Here is a 22,644-nt window from a genome sequence, read left to right as displayed (position 1 = left end):
TGATCCTCTCAGTCCTCGTCGGCGGTGTCGGCCACGGCGCCCTCGAACGCCTCGGGCGGCGGGCACGAGCACACGAGGTTGCGATCGCCGTAGGCGCCGTCGATGCGGCCCACCGGCGGCAGGTACTTGTCCAGACGCAGGCCCGGCACCGGCGTGCCCGCCTGGGCGCGCGAGTAGGGGCGGTCCCACTCGTCGGCCATCAGGACGTTGAGGGTGTGCGGGGCGCGGCGCAGGACGGAGTCCGCCACGGTCTCCGGGGTGACGGCGGTGATCTCGGCGTGGATGGCCTCCATGGCCTCGATGAACCGCTCGATCTCCTCGAGGTCCTCGGACTCGGTGGGCTCCACCATGAGCGTGCCGGCCACGGGGAACGCCAGGGTGGGGGCGTGGAACCCGTAGTCGATGAGGCGCTTGCAGACGTCCTCGGCGGTCACGCCCGTGCGGGCCGTGAGCTCGCGCAGGTCGAGGATGCACTCGTGCGCCACGAGGCCGTCGTTGCCCGTGTACAGCGTCGGGTAGAGGGGCGCGAGGCGGCGGGAGATGTAGTTGGCGCCCAGCAGCGCGTGCGCGGTGGCGGAGCGCAGGCCCTCGGCGCCCATCAGGTGGATGTAGGCCCAGGAGATGGGCAGCACGCCGGCCGAGCCGTGCGGGGCCGCGGTCATCAGGGCCTCGCGGGAGGGCAGGTACGGCACCAGGTGCTCGCCCACCGCCACGGGGCCCACGCCCGGGCCCCCGCCGCCGTGCGGGATGCAGAACGTCTTGTGCAGGTTCAGGTGGGAGACGTCTCCGCCGAACTCGCCCGGCTGGGCCAGGCCCACGAGCGCGTTGAGGTTGGCGCCGTCGATGTACACCTGGCCGCCCGCGGCGTGCACCGTGGCGCAGACCTCCTTGACGTCGGCGTCGTAGACGCCGTGCGTGGAGGGGTAGGTGATCATGATGGCCGCGATGCGGCCCTCGTTCGCCGCGATCTTGGCGTCCAGGTCGGCGGCGTCGATCGTGCCGTCGTCGGCGGTGGCGACGACGACGACCTTCAGCCCCGCCAGCACGGCCGAGGCCGCGTTGGTGCCGTGGGCGGAGGCCGGGATCAGGCAGATGTCCCGCTCACCCTCACCGCGGGCCAGGTGGTACTGGCGGATGGCCCACAGGCCCGCGAACTCGCCCTGCGAGCCGGCGTTCGGGGCCACCGAGACGCCCGCGTAGCCGGTGATCTCGGCGAGCTTGGCCTCCAGATCCGCGATCAGGAACCGCCAGCCCTCGGTCTGGTGGTCGGGCGCGAACGGGTGGATGGAGCAGAACTCGGGCCAGGAGATGGCCTCCATCTCCGCGGTGGCATTGAGCTTCATGGTGCACGAGCCCAGCGGGATCATGGTGCGGTCCAGCGCCAGGTCGTAGCCGGAGAGGCGGCGCAGGTAGCGCAGCATCTTCGTCTCCGAGTGGTGGGTGTTGAACACCGGGTGCATCATGAACGCGGAGGAGCGGCGCAGCGACTCCGGCACGGCCGGGGTGGCCACGGCGCCCTCGTGCGCAGAGGCCGGCAGGGAGCCCGCGTCCAGGCCGAACGCCGTCAGGACGGCCACGAGGTCGGCGTCGACGGTGGTCTCATCGGCTGCGATCCGCAGGGTGTCCGCGTCCACCAGGCGCAGGTTCACGCCGTTCTCCTCGGCGGCCTGCAGGACCTGCTCGGCCCGGCCGGGCACGCGGACGGTGATCGTGTCGAAGAAGTGCTCCTCGGCGACCTCGACGCCACCGGCCCGCAGCGCCTCCGCCAGGCGGACGGCCTGGGCGTGGGCGTGGCGGGCGATGCGGGCGATGCCCTGGGGGCCGTGGTAGACGGCGTACATCGAGGCGACGATCGCGAGCAGCGCCTGGGCGGTGCAGATGTTGGAGGTGGCCTTCTCGCGCCGGATGTGCTGTTCGCGCGTCTGGAGGGCGAGGCGGTAGGCGGGCTTGCCGGCGTCGTCGTGGGAGACGCCCACGAGGCGGCCCGGCATGCTGCGCTGCAGGCCCTCCTTCACGGCCATGTAGGCGGCGTGGGGGCCGCCGAAGAACAGGGGCACGCCGAAGCGCTGCGTGGAGCCGACGGCGATGTCCGCGCCCTGTTCCCCGGGCGGGGTGATCAGGGCGAGGGAGAGGATGTCCGCCGCGACGGTCACGAGGGCGCCGGCCTCCTTGGCCTGCGCGATGACGGCGGCGTGGTCGTGGATGCGGCCGGAGTCGCCGGGCTGCTGCAGCACGACGCCGCACAGGCCCTTCTCCTCGACCTCGGCGCGGACGTCCTCCGGGATGCCTGCGGAGAGGTCGGCCACGCGCACGTCGATGCCCACGGCCTCGGCACGCAGGCGCACCACGGAGAGGGTCTGCGGGAAGAGGTCCGCGTCGAGGAGGGTGACGCCGTCGGTCCTGCGACGGTTGGCGCGGTGCATGAGGAGCACGGCCTCGGCGGCGGCGGAGGCCTCGTCCAGCAGAGAGGCGTTGGCGATGTCCAGGCCGGTGAGGTCCTGGACCATCGTCTGGTAGTTCAGGAGGGCTTCGAGGCGGCCCTGGGAGATCTCCGGCTGGTACGGCGTGTAGGCCGTGTACCAGGCCGGGTTCTCCAGCACCTTGCGGAGGATGACGCCCGGGGTGACGGTGTCCGAGAAGCCCTGCCCGATCATCTGGGTCTTCATGACGTTGCGGCCGGCGATCTCGCGCAGCTGCTCCAGGACCGCGGACTCGGTCAGCGGGGCGGGCAGCTCGAGGGGCTTCGGCTGGCGGATGCCGGCGGGGACGGCGGTGTCCACGAGGGCCTCGAGCGAGTCGTAGCCCAGGGTCTGCAGCATGTGCTCGACGTCCGCGGGGCGCGGGCCGATGTGGCGGGCCACGAAGGGGGCCGAGGCGGTGTCCTTGGGCTCGACGCGCTCGTGGGGCAGCGCGGTCGTGCTCTCGGTGGTCTGGGGGCTGGTCACGGGGTACCTCCGGGGGATCCTGCCGTGGTCACGGCGTGGGTCTGCTCCTCCCCGCTCTGTCATGGACCTGAGAGTTTCCGACGCCCGGGTGGGCGGCTTGCACCGTCGGTGGTCTCGGTCCGGACGCGGGCGCGGCGGAGTGAGACGCTTTCCAGAGCGCCTGACCCCACGCGGTACGGATGCCTGAGAGATTCCCGGGGAGGGTTTGCTCCTTCGGCGGCCTGCTCACGCGGCCGGCCGGGGCAGGACGCGCGCCGACGCTCTCCCGCGCGGGGCATGCGGCGTGCCGTCAGTATCCCACACGTGTAGGCCGCGTCACAGGGCGCCCGGGAGGGGCCGGACGGGGCGTGTCGAAGGCTTTCGTTGATGAAACGGGCGCCCGGGAGGGGTTGAGTCGCCCCACGCGCCCGTGCCTACCGTGGCGAGGACGGGCGGACGTGTTCCTCCGCCCCGGAGCCGACCGAGGGAGCGATCCACCCATGTACACCCGCAGCCGGAACGACGTCGAGAAGGTCGAGTGGGGCGGAGGCACCTCCGAACGCCTCATCACCGCGAAGGACGAGATGGGTTTCGCCGTCGCCCACACGATCGTGCGCGCCGGATCGTCCTCGAAGCTCCAGTACCGCAACCACCAGGAGGCCTGTTACTGCATCGCGGGCAACGGCTCCGTGGTGGAGCCGGACGGCACCGTCCACGAGATCACGCCGGGTGTCATCTACGTCCTGCCGGACCACGAGCCGCACGACCTGCGCGGCGGCACCGAGGACATGCACCTGATCTCGGTGTTCAACCCCGCCATCACCGGCGACGAGAAGCACACCCTGTCGGAGGACGGCTACTCCAGCTACTGAGCCCGGGCACGGTGACGGGAGGCGTCGACGACGGCGCCTCCCGCGTCGGCGCCGACGGCGGCGTCCGGTCGTAGGGTGGCGGGGTGCTCAACCTGTGCGCCCCCGAGCGCACCGTGCGCCGCAACACCCACCTGGCGCTGGTGCTGACCGCGATCGCGGGGATCCTCAACTCCGTGGGCTTCGTCGCCGTGGCCACGTACACGTCCCACATGACGGGGATCGTGGCGTCCATGGCGGACGCGGCGGTCCTCCACGCCCCGGGTCTGGTCGGCACGGGCCTGCTCGCGCTGGCCATGTTCATCCTGGGCGCGGTCGTCTGCGCGCTGGTGTTCAACTGGGGCCGGGTCAACGGCCTCCGGTCGCGGTACGCCAACATCCTCCTGCTCGAGGGCGTCGGCATGCTGGTGTTCGGCCTGCTCGCCGAGCACGTCCGCGATGCGCACCGGCCGCTGGTCGTGGTGGCCGTGCTGTGCTTCACCATGGGCCTGCAGAACGCCTTGATCACCCGCATCGGGGCGTGGCCGATCCGCACCACGCACGTGACGGGCATGGTCACGGACATCGGCGTCGAGCTCGGCAAGATCCTGTACCGCAACGGCCCCGGGGCCGCGGCCCCCGTCGTCGGGGAACCGCGGCGCGTGGGACTGCTGGCGCTGCTCGTGGCCCTGTTCTTCCTGGGCGGGGTGGCGGGCGCGGCCGGCTACCTCTGGCTGGGCTTCGAGGTGGTCATCCCGGTGGCCGGCGTGCTGCTGCTCATCGCCCACCGCCCGCTGATCCAGGACCTGCAGGACGCGTGGCTCACACGAAAGCCGAGACACCGGTGAGGGCCCGCCCCACGATCAGGGTGTTCATGCCGTAGGAGCCCTCGTAGGAGTAGATGGCCTCCACGTCCCCCATGATCTTGGCGATCTCGTGCTCCGTGAGCAGGCCGTTGCCGCCGAGGGCGTCGCGGGCGAGCGCCGCCGAGGACCGGGCCAGCCGGGTCGAGGTGGCCTTGGCCATCGCCGCGTGCATCATCTCCATCCGCCCCTCCTGCCGCAGGGCGTCCACCTGAAGCATCATCCCGGCGGAGGCGGCCAGGTTGCCGGCGACCTCGGCGATCTGGGCCTGGATCAGCTGGAACGCGGCCAGCGGGCGGCCGAACTGCTCCCGCCGCAGCGCATAGGAGCGCAGCACGTCCAACACGCCCATCTGCGCGCCGACGCCCTGCCAGCCGACCCACATGCGCGAGTCGCGCAGCAAGGCACGGGTGGCGGCGAAGGTGGTGGCGCCGGGCAGGATCGCGTCCGCGGGCAGGCGCACGTCCAGGGTGATGTCCGCGTTCTGCATGATCCGCAGGCCCATCTTCCCGCTGATCTTGGTGGCCTCGTAGCCGGGGGTGTCGGTGGGCACCACGAAGCCCTTGATCTCGCCGTCGGCGGTGTCGCGCGCCCAGACGAGCGCGACGTCGGCGATCGTGCCGGCCCCGATCCAGCGCTTGGCACCGCGGATGACCCACTCGTCGCCGTCGCGGGTGGCGGTGGTGGCGAGGCCGCCGGCGATGTCCGAGCCGTGGTCCGGCTCCGTGAGGCAGAACGCGCCCAGGGCGTCGAAGGATTCGAGGCGCCCCTGCCACGTGGCCTTCTGCCGCTCCGAGCCCAGGCCGGCGATCATGCCGAGGTTGAGCTCGTTGTGGATGCCCACGAGGGCGGACAGGGACAGGTCCACGCGGGCGATCTCCGCGTGCACGAGCTGCTGGAACAGCGAGGACGAGCCGTCCAGGACGAGGCGCCCCAGACCCAGCTCGGCCAGGCCCGGCAGCAGGTCGAACGCGAACTCCTCGGCGTCCCAGTACCGGGTCAGGTGCGGCCGCACGCGGGTCTGGAGGTGGTCCTCGATCGCGTCGAGCCGGGCACGCTCGGCCGGCTCGAGGCGGTCCCGCAGGCGCAGCAGGTCCACGTGGGGCAGGCCGGGGGTGACGGCGGGCGCGCCGGAGGCGGGGACGGGGCGGTTGGCGATGGCGGTCATGGCTCTCCTTCGGGGGCGGTCCGACGACGGCGGGCGGTTTCGCCGCGAATCCGACTGTAGGACTTCCAACTATCCAGGTCTGCCAGTAGTGTTCCAGATCACAGACCCCCGGCCAAGGATCCGTTCAGCAGCCATCCCGAGGAGGGACCCATGACCGTCCAGGACCCCACCGCCGTCGCCGCCCCGTCGCCGACGGAGGTGTTCCGCGCGGCCCGCGACCTGCTGGTCGAGTGCCAGACCGACTATGAGCGCGCCCGCGCCGAGTTCGAGTGGCCCCGCTTCGAGCACTTCAACTTCGGCTTCGACTGGTTCGACCGCCTGGCCCAGGACCCGGCCCGCGCGGACGTGCCGGCGCTGATCATCGCCGAGGACGACGGGCGCAGCACCGAACGCACCTTCGCCGAGCTCTCCGCGGCCTCCAGCCGGGTGGCGAACTGGCTCTCCGCGCAGGGCCTGCGCCGCGGCGACCGCCTCATCCTGATGCTGAACAACCAGGTGGAGCTGTGGGAGTTCATGCTCGCCTGCATCAAGCTGCGGGTGGTCATGGTGCCCACCACCACGCAGATGACCTCCGGGGACCTCGAGGACCGCGTGACGCGCGCCGGCGCCGCGTGGGCCGTGGCCGGCGCCGAGGACCTGGCCAAGTTCGCCGGAGTCGGCGAGGACCTGCACCTGGTGCACGTGCCGGGCGTCTTCGCGGAGGGCCCGGCGCGCCGCGCCCCCGAGGTCGCCGGCCACACCGTGCTCTCCTACGACGACGCCGACGACGCCGCCACCGAGCTGACCCCGGCCGAGCCGACCCCCGCCGACGAGACGCTGCTCTTCTACTTCACCTCGGGCACCACCTCGAAGCCGAAGCTCGTGGAGCACACCCACACCTCGTACCCGGTCGGCCACCTCACGACGCTCTACTGGATCGGTCTGGAGCCGGGCGACGTGCACCTCAACGTGGCCTCCCCGGGCTGGGCCAAGCACGCGTGGTCCAACTTCTTCGCCCCGTGGATCGCGGAGGCCACGATCTTCGTGCACAACGCCCGCAAGTTCGACCCCGCGGCCCTGATGGCCAACATGGAGCGCTACGGCGTCACGAGCTTCTGCGCCCCGCCCACCGTGTGGCGCATGCTCATCAAGGCGGACCTGGCGCAGCTGACGACCCCGCCGACCAAGACCATCTCCGCGGGCGAGCCGCTCAACGCCGAGGTGATCGACCAGGTGCACAAGGCGTGGGGAACCACGATCCGCGACGGCTTCGGGATGACCGAGACCACCCTGCAGATCGCCAACACCCCGGGCCAGAAGGTCGTCATCGGCTCCATGGGCCGCCCGCTGCCCGGCATGGACGTCACCCTGCTCGACCCGCTCACGGGCCAGGAGGCCGAGGAGGGCGAGATCTGCCTGCGCCTGGACCCGCGTCCGGTGGGCCTGCTGAAGTCCTACTACGGCAATCAGGAGAAGACGGACGAGGTGTTCCGCGACGGCGTGTTCCACACCGGTGACATCGCCCGCCGCGACGAGAACGGCGTGCTGACCTATGTGGGCCGCGCGGACGACGTCTTCAAGTCCTCGGACTACAAGGTGTCCCCGTTCGAGCTGGAGTCGGTGCTGGTCAAGCACCCGGCCGTGATGGAGGGCGCGATCGTCCCCACCCCGGACGAGCTGCGACTGGCCGTGCCGAAGGCCTTCGTCACCCTCGCCCCGGGCCATGAGCCCACCGCGGAGACCGCCCGGGCGATCCTGCAGTTCACGCTCACCCAGCTGCCCCCGTACAAGCGCATCCGCCGCATCGAGTTCCTCGAGCTGCCGAAGACCATCTCGGGCAAGATCCGCCGCGTGGAGCTGCGCAAGGCCGAGGTCGAGCGCGCCCAGACGGGCGCCGCCCCGGACGGCTACGGCACCGAGTTCCGGGAGGAGGACCTGGACCTGCAGCGCTGACCGGCCGTTCCCCGCCACCGCCCCGTCCGTGTCCGGCGGTGGCGGGGGACCCCCGGTGCGCCGCTAGTCTGGAGCGCCATGAAGAAGCCACCCCTCGCCCAGGACCCCATCCGGGAGGCCGCCCGGAACTGGGAGCGTCACGGATGGGGTGACGTCGCCCGCCCGATGGCCGCCATCACCTCGATCATGCGGGCCCAGCAGATCCTGCTGGGTCGGGCGCAGGCCGCGCTCAAGCCCTACGGGCTCACCTTCGCGCGGTACGAGCTGCTGGCGCTGCTGAACTTCTCGCGCGAGAAGCGGATGCGGATGTCCAAGGCGTCCGCGCTCCTGCAGGTCCACCCCACCTCGGTGACCAATGCGGTGGACCGGCTCGAGGCCGCCGGGCTGGTGGAGCGCACCCCCCACGAGTCGGACCGCCGCGCGCTCGTGCTCGCCCTCACGGACGAGGGCCGGCGCGTCGCCGTCGCCGCCACGGAGACGCTCAACGCCGAGGTCTTCGGCCGTTCCGGCTTCGGTCCGGCGGACGTGGACACCCTCATCGACGTCCTCGGCCGGTTCCGCGCCGAGGCCGGCGACTTCCAGGCCGACGGCCCCGACGCCGGCGCGCCCGCGACGGCGGAGCACACCTCCTCCTGACGCGCCCTCCGGCCTCCGGACCGTCCGACTCAGCGGGGCTCGAGGCGCACGGCGCCGTCGAGCCGGATGACCTCGCCGTTCAGGAACGGGTTGGACACGATCTGCTCGACGAGCAGCGCGTAGTCCTCGGGCCGGCCGAGGCGGGCCGGATGCGGGGTCTTGGTGGACAGCGCCTCGCGGGCGGCCTCGGGCAGGCCGGCCATCATGGGCGTCTCCATCAGACCGGGGGCGATCGTGACCACGCGGATCTGCGAGGAGGCGAGCTCGCGGGCCGCGGGCAGGGTCAGCGCGACCACGGCGCCCTTGGAGGCGGAGTACGCGATCTGGCCGATCTGCCCGTCGTAGGCCGCCACGGAGGCGGTATTGACGATGACGCCGCGGTCCTCGCCGAGCGGCTCCTGCGCCTTCATCGCGGCGGCGGCCTGGGCCATCATCGACACGGTGCCGACCGCGTTGATCGCCAGAACCCGGCTCAGCACCTCGGCGGACAGCGGCCCGTCGCGACCCACGAGCTTGCCCGGCGTCGCCACCCCGGCGCAGTTGACCAGCACCCGCAGCGGCCCGGCCTCCAGCGCGGCGGCCACGGCCTCCCGGGCGGTGTCCTCGGCGGTGACGTCGCCCGTCACGAAGCGCGCACGGGGACCGAGGGCGGCCACAGCGTCCGCGCGGACGGTCTCGCCCTCGCGGTCCGGCAGGTCCACCACCACGACGGCGGCGCCCGCGTCCGCCAGGCGGCGGGCGGTGGCATGGCCGAGGCCCGAGGCCCCGCCGGTGACGATCGCGCTCTGGTTCGACAGGTCCATGGGCGGACCCTCCCTTCCTCCTCGGGATACCCCCCGATTTCGATAGTTGCATGTCCTACGTTCTCATCCTAGATTAGCGGACGAGTAACCCAGATCACACGCACGGCCGGGCCCGCCCCGCCCGCCGTGGGCGGCGCCGCCCGGCGTCCGCCTTCCGCCTGGACCCGCGAGGAGCCCCCATGTCCGAGAAGACCGCGCCCACCGAGACCGCCCCCGTGATCCCCCACTTCGTGCACGGCGAGCGGCGCGAGGGCGCCTCCGGTCGGCACAGCGACGTCTACCACCCGGCCACGGGCCGCGTGGCGGGCCGCGTGGCGCTGGCCTCCGCCGAGGAGATCGACGCCGCCCTGGCCTCCGCCGAGGAGGGCTTCGCAGCGTGGTCGACGCTGAATCCGCAGCGCCGCGGCCGCATCCTGCTGCGCTGGGTCGACCTGATCAACGAGAACATGGACGAGCTGGCCACCGTGCTCGCCCAGGAGCACGGCAAGACCTTCCCGGACGCCAAGGGCGACATCCAGCGCGGCATCGAGGTCGTGGAGTTCGCCGCGGGCGCCCCGCACCTGCTCAAGGGTGAGTTCACCGCCGACGCGGGCACCGGCATCGACGTGCACTCCATGCGCCAGCCGCTCGGCGTGGCCGTGGGCATCACGCCCTTCAACTTCCCGGCGATGATCCCGCTGTGGAAGGCCGGCATCGCCCTGGCGGCGGGCAACGCCTTCGTCCTCAAGCCCTCCGAGCGCGACCCCTCCGTCCCGGTGCGCCTGGCCGAGCTGGCCCTCGAGGCCGGCATGCCCGCCGGCGCCCTCAACGTGGTGCACGGCGACAAGGCCGCCGTGGACGCGCTCATCGAGGACCCGCGCGTCAAGGCCGTCGGCTTCGTCGGCTCCACCCCGATCGCGCAGTCCATCTACGCCCACGCCGGCCGCATGGGCAAGCGCGCGCAGTGCTTCGGCGGGGCCAAGAACCACGCCGTGGTCATGCCGGACGCGGACCTCGAGATGACCGCCGACGCCCTGGTCGGCGCCGCCTTCGGCTCCGCCGGCGAGCGCTGCATGGCGATCTCCGTGGCCGTCCCGGTCGGCGAGGAGACCGCCGACCGCCTGATCGCGCTGCTCCGCGAGCGCGTGAAGGACCTCAGGGTCGGCCCGTCGCTCGAGGCGTCCTCGGACTTCGGCCCCGTCGTCTCGAAGGACGCGAAGGAGCGCATCGAGGGCTACATCGCGGCCGGCGTCGAGGCGGGCGCCGACCTGGTCGAGGACGGCCGGGGCGTCGTCGTCGAGGGCCACGAGGACGGCTTCTACGTGGGCGCCACCCTGTTCGACCGCGTCACCCCGGAGATGAGCATCTACCGCGAGGAGATCTTCGGCCCGGTGCTCTCCGTGGTCCGCGCGAAGGACTACGAGGAGGCGCTCACGCTCGTGAACGAGCACGAGTTCGGCAACGGCGTGGCCATCTTCACCCGCGACGGCGACGCCGCCCGCGACTTCTCCACCCGCGTGGACACCGGCATGGTCGGCGTGAACGTGCCGATCCCCGTGCCGATCGCCTACTACACCTTCGGCGGCTGGAAGGCCTCCGGCTTCGGCGACCTGAACCAGCACGGCACGGACGGGCTGAAGTTCTACACCAAGACGAAGACCGTCACCACGCGCTGGCCCTCCGGCGTGCGCGAGGGCGCCAGCTTCGTGATGCCGGCCGGCTCCTGACCGCCCCGCAGCCCGTCCTGACCAGGAGGACCCCATGACCACCGTTCTGTTCCTCGGCCTCGGCCACATGGGCGGCCCCATGGCCGCCAACCTCGGCGCCGCGGGTCACCGCGTGCTCGGCTTCGACCTCGTCCCCGAGGCCCTCGAGAAGGCCCGCGCGGCCGGCGTCGAGACCGTCACGGACACGGCCGCGGCGGCCGCGGAGGCCGACGTCGTGCTGACCATGCTCCCCCACGGACGCCTGGTGCTGGACGTCTACCGGGGTGAGGACGGCGACGGCGGCCTGCTCGCCGCCGCCCGCCCCGGCACCGTGTTCCTGGACTGCTCGACCATCGACGTCGCCGAGGCCCGCGAGGCGGCCGCGGCGGCGGAGGCGGCGGGCATGCGGGCGGCCGACGCGCCGGTCTCGGGCGGCCAGGTGGGCGCCGAGGCCGGCACCCTCGCCTTCATGGTGGGCGCCTCGGACGAGGTGTACGCCGAGGTGCTGCCGCTGCTCGAGGTCATGGGCGCGCGGATCGTGCACTGCGGGGCCGCCGGCCTGGGCCAGGCCGCGAAGATCTGCAACAACATGGTGCTGGGGGTCACGCAGATCGCCGTCGCCGAGGCCTTCGTCCTGGGCGAGCGCCTGGGCCTGCAGCACCAGGCCCTGTACGACGTGATGAGCAAGGCCTCCGGGCAGTGCTGGTCCCTGACCACCAACTGCCCGGTGCCCGGCCCCGTCCCCGGCTCCCCCGCGAACCGGGACTTCCAGCCCGGCTTCGCCGGCGCCCTGATGGCCAAGGACCTCGGGCTCGCGCTCGCGGCCCTGGACGAGCAGGGCGTGGCGGCCGACCTGGGCCGCCTCGCGCAGGCCAAATACGCCGAGTACGCCGCCGGAGAAGGCGCCGCCCGCGACTTTTCCGGCATCATCGAGGACATCCGAGCATCACACACGGACAGGAGCGAGGCATGAGCGAGCAGACCACCCCGGACGGCGCCGAGTCGCCGATCATCGTGGAGCGGCAGGGCCGGGTCGGCCACATCCGCCTGAACCGGCCGAAGGCCCTGAATGCGCTGAACGAGGCGACGATGCGTGCCGTCGTCGCGGCGGTGCAGGAGCTGGACACCGACCCGGAGATCGGGGCGATCCTGCTCTCCGGCTCCCCCAAGGCGTTCGCCGCCGGCGCGGACATCAAGGAGATGGCCACCAAGGAGTTCTCCGAGATGTACGCGGCCGACTGGTTCGCCGGCTGGGACGGGCTCACCCGTGCCCGCACCCCCATCGTGGCGTGCGTGACCGGCTACGCCCTCGGCGGCGGCTGCGAGCTGGCCATGATGGCCGATGTGCTCGTGGCCGGCGAGGGCGCGAAGTTCGGCCAGCCCGAGATCAACCTCGGCGTCATCCCCGGCATGGGCGGCTCCCAGCGCCTGACCCGCGCCGTGGGCAAGGCGAAGGCCATGGACATGATCCTCACCGGCCGCATGATCGGGGCGGAGGAGGCCGAGCGCATCGGACTCGTCTCCCGCGTGGTGGCCGACGAGAATGCCCTCGAGGAGGCGCTGGAGGTGGCCGCGACCATCGCGTCCAAGTCCAAGCCGGCCTCCTGGATGGCCAAGGAGGCCGTCAACGCCGCGTTCGAGACCACGCTCGCCCAGGGCATCGCCTTCGAGCGCCGCGTGTTCCACGCCGCGTTCGCCACGGCGGACCAGAAGGAGGGCATGGACGCCTTCGCGGCCAAGCGCGAGGCGGGGTGGCAGCACCGATGAGCGACGCGCAGACCACGGCGACGACGGCCCCCGCGGCTGGGCAGGACGGCGCGGCGGACGAGGTGCTCCTCGAGGTCCGCGACGGCCTCGGCCGCATCACGCTGAACCGTCCGCGCGCCCTGAACGCGCTGACGCAGGACATGGTCCGGGCGATCGACGCGGCCCTGACCGACTGGGCCGCGGACCCCGCCGTGCGCGGCGTGCTGATCCGCGGCGCCGGGGAGAAGGGGCTGTGCGCGGGCGGCGACGTCGTCTCCCTGCGTTCCTCGCTCCTGGCCGGGCGGTTCGCGGAGGCCGAGGAGTTCTTCCGCGACGAGTACGCGATGAACGAGCGCATCGCCGCCTACCCCAAGCCGTACGTGGCCTTCATGGACGGCGTCGTCCTGGGCGGCGGCATGGGCGTGTCCGCGCACGGCTCGCACCGTGTGGCCACCGAGCGGACGCGCGCCGGCATGCCCGAGACGGCGATCGGGTTCACCCCCGACGTCGGCGGCTCGTTCCACCTCGCCCGCGCACCCTTCCAGGCGGGCCGGCACCTGGCCGCGACCTCGGCGCACGCCTCCGGGTCCGACGCGGTGGCCCTGGGCCTGGCGGACGTCTTCGTGGAGTCCGCCCGGCTGGACGAGCTCGAGCAGGCCCTCGCCGCGGCGTTCGGCGCCCTCGGCCCGGCCGAGGGCGGGGGCGCGCGCGACGAGGCCGCCTTCGCCGCCGCCGACGGGGTGCTGGCCCGGTTCGCGGTGGCCGAGGACGGACGGCCCGCCTCCGCGCTGGTGGCCGGCCGGGAGTGGATCGAGGACGCCTACGGCCGGGAGACGGCCGCCGAGGTCCTCGCCGCCCTGGACGAGCGCGCCGCCGCGGGCGGGGAGCACGCCGAGGCCGCGGGGCAGGCCGCCGAGGCCATCCGCACCAAGTCCCCGACCGCCGTCGCCGTGGCCCACGAGGCCCAGCGCCGGCTGGCCGCGCGCGGAGCGGACCTGGCCGTGGCCGACGCGCTGCGCCAGGAGTTCACGATCGGCACCCACCTGATGCGCGAGCCGGACATGGCCGAGGGCATCCGCGCGCTGCTCGTGGACAAGGACAAGGATCCGACGTGGAGTCCGGCCCGGCTCGAGGACGTCTCGGCCGAGGACGTGGCCGGGCACTTCGAGCCCGTGCCCGGGGTGGACCCGCTCGAGCTCGGCTGAGCCCGCCCCGACGGACGGCGCCCCGTGGTCCCGTGTGGTGGCCGCGGGGCGCCGTGCTGTGGGGGGCGACCGGGCGGGCCCCCGGTCTCAGCCGATCAGGCCGCGACCCACGATCATGCGCATGATCTCGTTGGAGCCCTCCAGGATCCGGTGCACGCGCAGGTCCCGGACGAGCTTCTCCACGCCGTATTCGTGCAGGTAGCCGTAGCCGCCGTGCAGCTGCAGGGCGGTGTCGGCGGCCTCGTAGCCGTGTTCGGTGGCCACGAGCTTGGCCATGGCGCACAGGCGCACGGTGTCCGGGTCGTTGCGGTCCAGGGCGTCCGCGGCGCGCATGAGCATCGTGTGGGCGGTCTCCAGCTTCACGGACATGCCCGCGAGCTCGAAGACGAGGGCCTGCTTGGTGGTGAGCGGCTCGCCGAACGCGCTGCGCTCCTTGAGGTACCGGGTGGCCTTGTCCAGGGCGGCCAGGCCGCCGCCGATGGAGCAGGCGCCGATGTTCAGGCGGCCGCCGTTGAGGCCCTTCATGGCGATGCGGAAGCCGTCGCCCTCCTCGCCGAGGCGGCCGGCCACGGGCACGCGGACGTCCTCGAAGATCACCTGGCGCGTGGGCTGGGTGTGCCAGCCCATCTTCTTCTCGTTGGGGCCGAAGGACAGGCCGGGGGTGTCCTTGTGGACCACGACGGCGGAGATCCCCCGGGCGCCCGTGTCCGCGGTGCGGCACATCACCACGTAGCAGTCGGACGCGCCGGCGCCGGAGATGAACTGCTTGACGCCGTTGAGGACGTAGTGGTCGCCGTCGCGGACGGCGCGGGTCTTCAGCGCGGCCGCGTCCGAGCCGGCGCCGGGCTCGGTGAGGCAGTAGCTGGCCAGGTGCTCCATGCCCGCGAGGTCGGGGATCCAGCGGGCGCGCTGCTCGTCGCTGCCGAAGGAGTCGATCATCCAGGCGACCATGTTGTGGATGGAGATGTAGGCGGCGAAGGCCGGGTCCGCCTTGGCGAGCTCCTCGAAGATCAGGATCGCGTCCGTGCGCTCCAGGCCGGTGCCGCCGTGCTCCTCCCCCACGTAGATGCCGCCCAGGCCGAGCTCGCCGGCCTCGGCGAGGACGTCCACCGGGAAGTGCTTCTCGGCGTCCCAGTCGAGGGCGTGCGGGGCGACGCGCTGCTCGGTGAAGTCGCGGACGGCGTCGACCAGGGCCTTCTGGTCGTCGGTGATGGGGAACATGGGTTCGTCCTCCTGGGACTCGGGCCGGCCGGGCGGGCGGTCCACGACGGGGTGGTGCGGGGGTGACACTGCGGGCGGCGACAGGGTGTGACTGTCGTCACCATGATAATAGGACATCCAATGATCAGCCGTGTCGCCGCCGGGCCGTGGGCTAGCGTGCTCCCCGTGCAGACCACCACCAGCCCCACCGCGGACTCGCCCACCGGCCCCCGCTCCCACCCCTCCGGCCGCACGGAACAGCTGTTCGGCATCCGCCGCCACGCGCTGATGACCGAGCGGGACGGCGCCCTCAACCCGGCCGCGTTCGAGGTCGGCCCGTGGTGCCTCGACCTGGACGGCCGGCCCACCGGCGCGGCGGCCACCGTGATCATGGACAACGCCACCGCGGTGGCCGTGCACCACGCGGCACGGGACATCGAGACCGTGGTCACCACCGAGCTGCAGGTCAACGTGCTCGGCCCGCTGCCCGCCTTCGACGCGGCGGCGGTCACGGCCGGGGACGAGGACGGCCCGCTGCTGGAGTGCTGGACCCGCCCGCTGGCCTGGGATGCCGGCGGCGGCGTGGCCCGCGCGTGGCTCGAGGACGCGGACGGGCGTCGCGTGGTCGAGGCGACCGGCTGGTTCCAGTCGGTGCCCGCCGGAGCGCCGGAGCGGATGGCCGAGTTCGTCGCCGCCGGACGGCTGCCCCGCGGGGCCGAGACCCGTGTGCCCATGCCGGAGCTGCTCGCCGCCCGCCCCGAGTCGCTGCCGACGGCCGATCCGGACACGCGCCCCGCCGTCGCCGCGGCGGCGAGCGCGGGCGCCCGCTTCGCCCCGAAGCCGGAGCTGGCCAACCCGTCGGGCGCGGTCCACGGCGGGGCCATGACGCTGCGGGCGGTCATCGCCGCGCAGGCGGCCATGCCGGACCGCGTGCGCTACGACGTCCAGGCCGTGCACGTGGTGTTCGTGCGCCCGGGGCATGGCGAGATGGTCGCCCTCACACGGGTGCGACACGCCGGCCGGTCCCTGCGCCTCGTGGAGGTGGACCTCGTGCCGGTCGGCGCCGACGGCGTCCCCGTGGCCGACAAGCCGATGGTCCAGGTGCAGGTCACCTTCCGCGCTGCCCGGAGCTGACGCCCCGCCCGCCCGAGCACCCGAGCGCTTTCGAACGTGAGAAAGGGCCTATCTCACGTTCGAAAGCGCTCATTCCCCCGACATCACGTTCGAAAGTCCCGGGAGGAGGAGGGGCCGTCGTCGTGCGGCCGGCTCAGCGGCCCACGGTGCCGAACCGGGAGGCCACGGGGGCCGTGAAGGCGGGCTTCAGGAAGAACCACGCGGCGGCGGTGACCGCCACGCTCACGAGGAACACCACGAGGCCCCACGCGTCGGTGGCCCCGCCGCGCGAGGTGTACATGTGGTTCAGGTTCGTCAGCAGGCCCGTGAAGGCCACGAGGAACACGTGCACCACGATGAACGCCACGAAGAAGACCATCACCGGGAAGTGCACCTTGCGGGCCACTTCCATGGGGAACGCCTTGTTCAGTCCCTTGGCCTCCGTGGGGAACCACGAGGACATGCGCCAGCCCGTGAGGGCGGCGAGCGGGGCGGCCACGAACACCACCAGCGCGTAGGAGAGCATCTGCAGCGCGTTGTAGTGCACCCAGCCGTTCTCCGTGGGCCAGTCCAGGGACAGGTACTGGATGCCGGCGGACAGGGCGTGCTGGAACACGTGCGGGTCCGTGGGCACGATCCGCGCCCAGTGGCCGGTGACGATCAGCAGCACCACGAAGATCACGCCGTTGAGCAGCCACAGCGCGTCGAGGGCCTGGTGCGTCCAGATGGTGAGCGAGAACTTCTTCGGGGTGTTGCCCCGCGCGGAGAACAGGCCGTCCTTCGTCGGAGTGAAGTTGGCCGGAGGCCGCGTCTCGTGACGGATCTGCAGGCCCGTCCGGATGATCAGCACCATCAGGAACATGTTCAGGAAGTGCTGCCAGCCCATCCACCAGGGCATCCCCTCGGGGGTGCCCTCGGGCAGGACCGGGTGCCCGTCGTAGGTCGCGATGAAGTCCGCCACCGGGTCGAGGCTCCGCAGCCAGCGTCCGGCCAGCACTGCGAGCAGCGCCAGCACGACGACGCCGGCCACCGCCGGCAGCGCCTTGCGCAGGCGGGACGGGGCGGCGGATTCGGCGGCGTCCGTCTCCGCGGCCCGAGCGGGCGTGCCGGTGGCGGCCCCGGGGACGGCCCGGGGCGGCTGCGCGGTGGAGGCCGGCGGGGCCGAACGGGTGTCCGGCGCGGTGGGAGCCGGCTCCGCAGCCGGCGCCGCGGCCACGGGGGCGGCGACGGCCGGTTCCGCATCGGCCGGTTCCGCATCGGCCGGCTCCGCGGCGGCGGGCTCGGCGGTGGCCGGCTCGGCGACGACCTCCTGCGCCACCATCTCCGGCGCGGTGGGGCCGCCCACGGCGGCGAGCTCGGTGAACCACTCCCCCTCCCGGGCGAACGGCACGTACCCGGCCATGCGTCGCCGCTTCGCGAGCGGCACGAGGTCGGACTCCACGGGAGCGCCCACCCCGGCCGCGGCCGGCGCACCGGTCGCGGAGGCGACGACGGCCGCCACGTCCGGCACGACGGGCTCGGTCTCCGCGGGTGCGGGGGCCCGCGTCGGGGACGCCGAGGCGGCGATCGGCTCGGGCGCGACGGACCGCGCCGGGGCGGCGGCCGGGATCGATCCCGCGGCCGGGGCGGGGGCGCCGCCGAGCCACTCGGCCTCGCGGGCGAACGGGACGTACCCGGCCATGCGGCGTCGCGCGGACAGGGGCGTGAGGCCCGACGTCGGCGCGGTCGGCGCCACCGGGACGGCGGCCGCGGCCGAGGCGGGGGCCGCCGTCGTGGTGTCCTGCGCCGGGGCGGGGGCGGGCTCGGTCTCGGCCGGGGCGCCCTTCAGGGGGACGTAGCCGGCCATTCGCTGCTTGGGCATGCTTCTCCTCGTCCGAGGGGCGCGGTCCGCAGCGGACCGCGCCCGCACCGGTTCAGCCGCGGCGGGTGCGCAGCTGCTCGATGACCTGCGGGACCACCTGGAAGATGTCCCCGACCACGCCGAAGTCGGCGTGCTCGAAGATCTCGGCGTCCTCGTTCTTGTCGATCGCCACGATGGTCTTGGCGGTCTTCATGCCGGCCAGGTGCTGGATGGCGCCGGAGATGCCGAGGGCGATGTACAGGTTCGGGGACACGATCACGCCGGTCTGGCCCACCTGGCGCTCGGCCGCGGTGTAGCCGGAGTCGACGGCGGCACGCGAGGCGCCCACGGCGGCGCCGAGCTCGTCGGCGAGCTGCTCGACGATCGCGAAGCCCTCCTCGGAGCCCACGCCGCGACCGCCGGCGACGACGGTCTTCGCGCCGCGCAGGGGCGGACGGGCGGAGTTCTGCGTGCGGGCGTTCACCTCGAGCACCCGGGCGCCGGCGGTCACCGGGCCGAGCTCGGCGGCGGCCAGCTCCACGACCTCGGGCGCCTCGACGGCCGGGGCCCGGTCCGCGACGGCGCCGGGGCGCACGGTGATGATCCGGGGGCCGCCCTCGCCGGTGGACTCGCTGAGGTAGTCGCCTCCGAACACGGAGTGGCGGGCGATGACCTCGTCGTCGGCCCAGCGCAGCCCCACGGCATCCGCGCAGACGGGGCCGCGGGCGCGGACGGACAGGCGGCCGGCCACCGCGCGGGACTCGGGGCTGCCGGAGAGCAGCACGGCCACGGGCGCGGTGCGGGCGGTCGCGGCGGCGAGGGCCTGCACGGCGGCGTCGCCCAGGGTGGTGGCGGCGTCGTCGGCCACGAGGACGTGGACGCGCGTGGCGCCGTACTCCCCCAGACGGGCGACGGCGGCGTCCCTGCCCTCCGCGCCGGTCACGAGGACGGCCTCGGGCACGCCCACGGTGGCGGCGGCGCCGAGGAGCTCGGCCACGATCGGGCGGAGCGCTCCGTCCGCGCCGATCTCGGCGTGCACCAGCACGGTCTGGCCGCTGTTCGCGGCGTCGGTCTGCGTCGTCATCTCGGTCTCCTCCACGTTCGCGCTCACACGAGCCCCCGACCCGCGAGGAACTCCACCAGCCGCTCGGCGGCGGTGCCGTCGTCGGTAACCTTCTCGCCCGCGGCACGCTCGGGACGCGTGTCCGCCGAGACCATCACGGAGCGGTAGGCGGCCTCGGCCGGGCCCGCGGCGATGCCGAGGTCGGCCAGGGACAGCACGGTGAGCGGCTTCTTCTTGGCCGCCATGATGTTCTTGAAGTTCGGGAACCGCGGCTCCGCGGTCTTCTCCGTCAGGCCCGCCACGGCGGGCAGGGCGACGGCGGCGCGCACGTCCGCGTCCGAGGTCGCCACGGTGCCGGTCAGCTCGCCGTCGGCCAGCTCGGGGGCCTCGGCGTGCGGCAGGTAGGGCCGCTCCAGGAGCTCGGCGACCATGGCGGGCACCACGCCGGTGCCGCCGTCCGTGGACAGCGTGCCGGCGAGCACGAGGTCGGCGCCCTCCTTCTCGACGGCCGCGGCGATCACGCGAGCTGTCTGCACGGCGTCCGAGCCGACGAGTGCGTCGTCGGTGATCTGCACGGCGGAGTCCGCGCCCATGGCCAGCATCTTGCGCAGGGTCTTCGAGGAGTCCTCGGGGCCCACCGTCAGGGCCACGACCTCGATGTCCGCGCCGGCGTCCCGCCAGCCCAGGGCGACCTCCATGACGCGCTCGCTGATCTCGTCCGGCACGGGCTCGGCCGCGCCGTCGCGCACCACCCAGCCGGTCTCCAGGCTCAGCTCACGCTCCTGCCACGTGTCCGGCACCTGCTTGGCCAGCACCAGGATCTTCACGGCCTCTCCTCCTTGGGTCGCGGTCTCGCCCCGGGGCCTCCGCCCCGAGCACGGTGACTTACGCTACAGACTACGGGTCCGCGCACGTCCGGGCCGCATGACCCGCGCGCGGGAGCGGCCGGGGCCGCCGTCGTCGGCCCGTGCGTCCGGACCATGATCGCCCGAACCGAGGAGGCACCGTGAGCCCCGCCGCCCCGCCCACCGCCCCGCCGGCCGCCGAGGACCGGCCCCGGGTCCCGGCGGTGCCCGCCTCCTCCCTCGTGCTGGTCCGGCCCGGGGCCGGCGGCGAGACCTCGGTGTTCACCGTCCGCCGCGCCGGGACCATGGCCTTCAGCGCCCACGCCACGGCCTTCCCCGGCGGCCGTGTGGACCCCGCGGACGACCTGCCGGACCGGCTGTGGGAGGGCACGGATCTGGCCGACTGGGGCCGGCGCCTCGGGCTGCCGCACGAGCCCGTGGACGCCCACGGCACCCTCACGGAGCTCGACCCCGCCGAGGGCGCCGGCCGCGTGCTGGCCGCCGCCGTCCGCGAGACGTTCGAGGAGACCGGAGTGCTCCTGGCCCGGGACGCCGTCACCGGCACTCCCGTGGACCCGGCCCGGGTGGCCGCGTTCCCCGACGAGCTGCGCGACGCCGTCGAGCGCCACGAGGTGGACTTCGGGGAGCTGCTCGACCGCGAGGGGCTGCGCCCCGACGCCGGCGCGCTCGTGCCGTGGTCCCGGTGGATCACCCCGCACGGGGGCCCGCGCCGCTACGACACGTTCTTCTTCGCCGTCCACCTGCCGCATGGCCAGTCCCCCGAGCGGATGTCCTCCGAGGCGGCCAGCCACGGCTGGGCGTCCCCCGCCGAGCTGCTGCGCCGCTTCCGGGCCGGCGAGGTCAACCTAATGGCCCCCACATGGTGGCAGCTGCGCACCCTGGTCGACGCCGGCGAGGACATCCACGCGGGCCGCTCCCGGTTCGAGCCCCTCGAGGGGGTCATGCTCGTGGCCGGGCAGGGGCCCGTGTTCCCCCACGCGGACGAGTATTCTGCGTGACCTGATGGCGTTCCGCGCGGCCGCGCAGGTGGAGGAGTCCAAGGACAACATCCTCTGAGCGCTCCCGGCTCCGGGCCGTGCGGTGGGTGACGGGCCGGAGAGCAGCGCGGACCGCGAGCCGCGACCCCATGGCCTGCAGGGCCCCGTGCCCCTAGTCTGGTCTGCACTGGATCTCCCGGCTCCGCGCGTCCGGCCCGCACCCCCGGCCGCCGCGCGTCCCGCTCGCACCCTAGGAGCACTGCATGGCGCTCAGCGTCCTCGACCTGTTCTCGATCGGCATCGGCCCGTCCTCGTCCCACACCGTGGGGCCCATGCGTGCTGCCCGCCGCTTCACGGACAGCATGGGCCAGCACGGCGTCCTCGAGCGCACCGCCCGCGTGCACGCCGAGCTGTTCGGCTCGCTGGCGGCCACCGGCGTGGGCCACGGCTCGGACACCGCGGTGCTGCTTGGCCTGGCCGGCCAGGACCCCGAGACCATCGACCCGGACGCCTGCACCGGGCTCGTGGAGGAGATCGTCACGGGCGGCCGACTGCCCCTGGACGGGCGCCACGAGATCGCCTTCGACCGGCAGGGCGACCTGACGCTGCACATGCGCGAGTCCCTGCCCGGGCATCCGAACGGCATGCGTCTGACCGCCTACGACGACGCCGGCGAACAGCTTCACACCCGCGACTACTACTCGGTGGGCGGCGGCTTCGTGGTCACCTCGGACGAGCTCGAGGCCGAGCTGGACGCCACCAAGGACGTCAACCGCACCGACGACGGCGACACCGGCGAACCGTACCCCTTCTCCACGGGCGCCGAGCTCGCCGCCCGCTGCCACGAGGCGGGCCTGAGCATCGCGGAGCTCATGCTCGCCAACGAGGCCACCCGGCACGACCTCGACGAGCTGCGCACCCGGCTGCTGGCCATCTGGGCCGTCATGGAGGAATGCGTCCACAACGGCGTGTCCCGCACCGAGCCGATCCTGCCCGGCGGACTGCAGGTCCGCCGTCGGGCCCCCGCGCTGCGGGAGCACCTGCTGCAGACCACCGACCGCACCGACCCCATGTGGGCCATGGAGTGGGTCAACCTCTTCGCGCTCGCGGTGAACGAGGAGAACGCCTCGGGCGGGCGCATCGTCACCGCGCCCACGAACGGCGCCGCGGGCATCATCCCGGCCGTCATGCTCTACTACATGCGCTTCGTGCTCCCCGAGGGCGCCACTCAGCAGGAGCGGGACGACAAGGTGGTCGAGTTCCTGCTCACCGCGGCGGCGATCGGCATCCTGTACAAGCGCAACGCCTCCATCTCCGGCGCCGAGGTCGGCTGCCAGGGCGAGGTCGGCTCGGCCTGCTCCATGGCGGCGGGCGCGCTGTGCGCCGTGCTCGGTGGCACCGTGGACCAGGTGGAGAACGCGGCCGAGATCGGGATCGAGCACAACCTCGGGCTGACGTGCGACCCCGTGGGCGGCCTGGTCCAGGTGCCGTGCATCGAACGCAACGCGATCGCGTCGGTGAAGGCCATCAACGCGGCCCGGCTGGCGCTGCTCGGGGACGGCTCGCACCGGGTGACCCTGGACCAGGCCATCAAGACCATGCGCGACACCGGCGCGGACATGAAGTCCAAGTACAAGGAGACCTCGCGCGGCGGCCTGGCCGTGAACGTCATCGAGTGCTGATCGCCTGGGTCCGCGGCCCAGCGCCGCTCCGGTCGGGACGGACGGGGCACCCGTCCGCTACCGTGGGGCCCGATCCGCCCCCTGCCCCCGAGC

General features: G+C 73.4%; 18 protein-coding genes and 1 riboswitch. Of the genes, 11 read left to right on the top strand and 7 right to left on the bottom strand.

All coding sequences use genetic code 11. The features are described 5' to 3' along the window. Positions 1 to 8 precede the first annotated feature (8 nt). On the bottom strand, positions 9 to 2,945 hold the full coding sequence (gcvP, locus tag AC0VX0_RS01215) for an aminomethyl-transferring glycine dehydrogenase (protein ID WP_144861906.1): 2,937 nt from the start codon (positions 2,943 to 2,945) through the stop codon (positions 9 to 11). Between the two features lie 161 nt (positions 2,946 to 3,106). Then, positions 3,107 to 3,223, bottom strand: a riboswitch (glycine riboswitch). 201 nt (positions 3,224 to 3,424) lie between these two features. Here gcvP and AC0VX0_RS01210 point away from each other — a divergent pair. Beyond that, the gene (locus AC0VX0_RS01210) at positions 3,425 to 3,796 is read left to right on the top strand and encodes an ectoine synthase (RefSeq protein WP_020624813.1); all 372 of its coding nucleotides are present in this window, start codon (positions 3,425 to 3,427) and stop codon (positions 3,794 to 3,796) included. 83 nt (positions 3,797 to 3,879) lie between these two features. Next, a complete protein-coding gene (locus tag AC0VX0_RS01205) occupies positions 3,880 to 4,620 on the top strand; it encodes a YoaK family protein (RefSeq protein ID WP_049146719.1) in 741 nt (246 codons plus the stop codon). Here the strand turns inward: AC0VX0_RS01205 and AC0VX0_RS01200 are convergent. Further along, a complete protein-coding gene (locus tag AC0VX0_RS01200; RefSeq protein ID WP_475451771.1) occupies positions 4,595 to 5,803 on the bottom strand; it encodes an acyl-CoA dehydrogenase family protein in 1,209 nt (402 codons plus the stop codon). The genes AC0VX0_RS01205 and AC0VX0_RS01200 overlap by 26 nt on opposite strands. 150 nt (positions 5,804 to 5,953) lie before the next feature. Between AC0VX0_RS01200 and AC0VX0_RS01195 the strand changes: the two genes are divergently transcribed. Next, positions 5,954 to 7,735: an AMP-binding protein gene (locus AC0VX0_RS01195; RefSeq protein WP_119217562.1), complete on the top strand. Its 1,782-nt coding sequence runs from the start codon at positions 5,954 to 5,956 to the stop codon at positions 7,733 to 7,735. A 78-nt stretch (positions 7,736 to 7,813) separates the two neighbouring features. Continuing rightward, on the top strand, positions 7,814 to 8,371 hold the full coding sequence (locus AC0VX0_RS01190) for a MarR family winged helix-turn-helix transcriptional regulator (protein WP_036316148.1): 558 nt from the start codon (positions 7,814 to 7,816) through the stop codon (positions 8,369 to 8,371). A 29-nt stretch (positions 8,372 to 8,400) separates the two neighbouring features. On the opposite strand, the gene AC0VX0_RS01185 is transcribed toward AC0VX0_RS01190, so the two are convergent. Further along, the gene (locus AC0VX0_RS01185; protein ID WP_070708774.1) at positions 8,401 to 9,174 is read right to left on the bottom strand and encodes an SDR family NAD(P)-dependent oxidoreductase; all 774 of its coding nucleotides are present in this window, start codon (positions 9,172 to 9,174) and stop codon (positions 8,401 to 8,403) included. Positions 9,175 to 9,353: 179 nt separating this feature from the next. On the opposite strand from AC0VX0_RS01185, the gene AC0VX0_RS01180 reads away from it, so the two are divergent. The 4 genes from AC0VX0_RS01180 to AC0VX0_RS01165 are packed head-to-tail and all read left to right on the top strand — an operon-like array spanning position 9,354 to position 13,810. Continuing rightward, a complete protein-coding gene (locus tag AC0VX0_RS01180; RefSeq protein ID WP_119217564.1) occupies positions 9,354 to 10,880 on the top strand; it encodes a CoA-acylating methylmalonate-semialdehyde dehydrogenase in 1,527 nt (508 codons plus the stop codon). Positions 10,881 to 10,914: 34 nt separating this feature from the next. Further along, complete coding sequence (gene mmsB / locus AC0VX0_RS01175) at positions 10,915 to 11,832, top strand: 3-hydroxyisobutyrate dehydrogenase (RefSeq protein ID WP_144861904.1); 918 nt, start codon at positions 10,915 to 10,917, stop codon at positions 11,830 to 11,832. After that, a complete protein-coding gene (locus AC0VX0_RS01170) occupies positions 11,829 to 12,626 on the top strand; it encodes an enoyl-CoA hydratase (protein ID WP_041102790.1) in 798 nt (265 codons plus the stop codon). The genes mmsB and AC0VX0_RS01170 overlap by 4 nt, the downstream gene beginning before the upstream one ends. Then, on the top strand, positions 12,623 to 13,810 hold the full coding sequence (locus AC0VX0_RS01165) for an enoyl-CoA hydratase/isomerase family protein (RefSeq protein ID WP_144861902.1): 1,188 nt from the start codon (positions 12,623 to 12,625) through the stop codon (positions 13,808 to 13,810). Before AC0VX0_RS01170 ends, AC0VX0_RS01165 begins: the two co-directional genes overlap by 4 nt. A gap of 87 nt (positions 13,811 to 13,897) precedes the next feature. On the opposite strand, the gene AC0VX0_RS01160 is transcribed toward AC0VX0_RS01165, so the two are convergent. Beyond that, positions 13,898 to 15,031 (bottom strand): acyl-CoA dehydrogenase family protein, encoded by a 1,134-nt coding sequence (locus AC0VX0_RS01160; RefSeq protein ID WP_119217566.1) that lies wholly within the window; start codon positions 15,029 to 15,031, stop codon positions 13,898 to 13,900. Positions 15,032 to 15,196: 165 nt separating this feature from the next. Between AC0VX0_RS01160 and AC0VX0_RS01155 the strand changes: the two genes are divergently transcribed. Beyond that, the gene (locus AC0VX0_RS01155; RefSeq protein WP_119217946.1) at positions 15,197 to 16,144 is read left to right on the top strand and encodes a PaaI family thioesterase; all 948 of its coding nucleotides are present in this window, start codon (positions 15,197 to 15,199) and stop codon (positions 16,142 to 16,144) included. 133 nt (positions 16,145 to 16,277) lie between these two features. On the opposite strand, the gene AC0VX0_RS01150 is transcribed toward AC0VX0_RS01155, so the two are convergent. From AC0VX0_RS01150 to AC0VX0_RS01140, 3 genes are read right to left on the bottom strand one after another with little or no spacing between them, the layout of a single operon-like run. Continuing rightward, on the bottom strand, positions 16,278 to 17,984 hold the full coding sequence (locus AC0VX0_RS01150; protein WP_240968585.1) for a cytochrome b/b6 domain-containing protein: 1,707 nt from the start codon (positions 17,982 to 17,984) through the stop codon (positions 16,278 to 16,280). 52 nt (positions 17,985 to 18,036) lie between these two features. After that, positions 18,037 to 19,074, bottom strand: coding sequence for an electron transfer flavoprotein subunit alpha/FixB family protein (locus AC0VX0_RS01145; RefSeq protein WP_063189078.1), 1,038 nt, complete (start codon positions 19,072 to 19,074; stop codon positions 18,037 to 18,039). Continuing rightward, positions 19,071 to 19,853, bottom strand: a complete 783-nt coding sequence (locus AC0VX0_RS01140; protein WP_063189076.1) for an electron transfer flavoprotein subunit beta/FixA family protein — start codon at positions 19,851 to 19,853, stop codon at positions 19,071 to 19,073. Before AC0VX0_RS01140 ends, AC0VX0_RS01145 begins: the two co-directional genes overlap by 4 nt. Positions 19,854 to 20,032: 179 nt before the next feature. Between AC0VX0_RS01140 and AC0VX0_RS01135 the strand changes: the two genes are divergently transcribed. Together AC0VX0_RS01135 and AC0VX0_RS01130 are read left to right on the top strand one after the other, a co-directional pair. Beyond that, on the top strand, positions 20,033 to 20,890 hold the full coding sequence (locus AC0VX0_RS01135) for an NUDIX hydrolase (protein ID WP_475451767.1): 858 nt from the start codon (positions 20,033 to 20,035) through the stop codon (positions 20,888 to 20,890). Between the two features lie 242 nt (positions 20,891 to 21,132). Next, entirely contained in the window at positions 21,133 to 22,551 is a 1,419-nt protein-coding gene (locus tag AC0VX0_RS01130; RefSeq protein WP_119217569.1) for an L-serine ammonia-lyase, read from the top strand. Positions 22,552 to 22,644 lie beyond the last annotated feature (93 nt).

The organism is Micrococcus sp. iso_26, assembly GCF_056172975.1.
The sequence above is the reverse complement of the archived record's forward strand: the minus strand, read 5'-3'. Positions and strand labels throughout refer to the sequence as shown.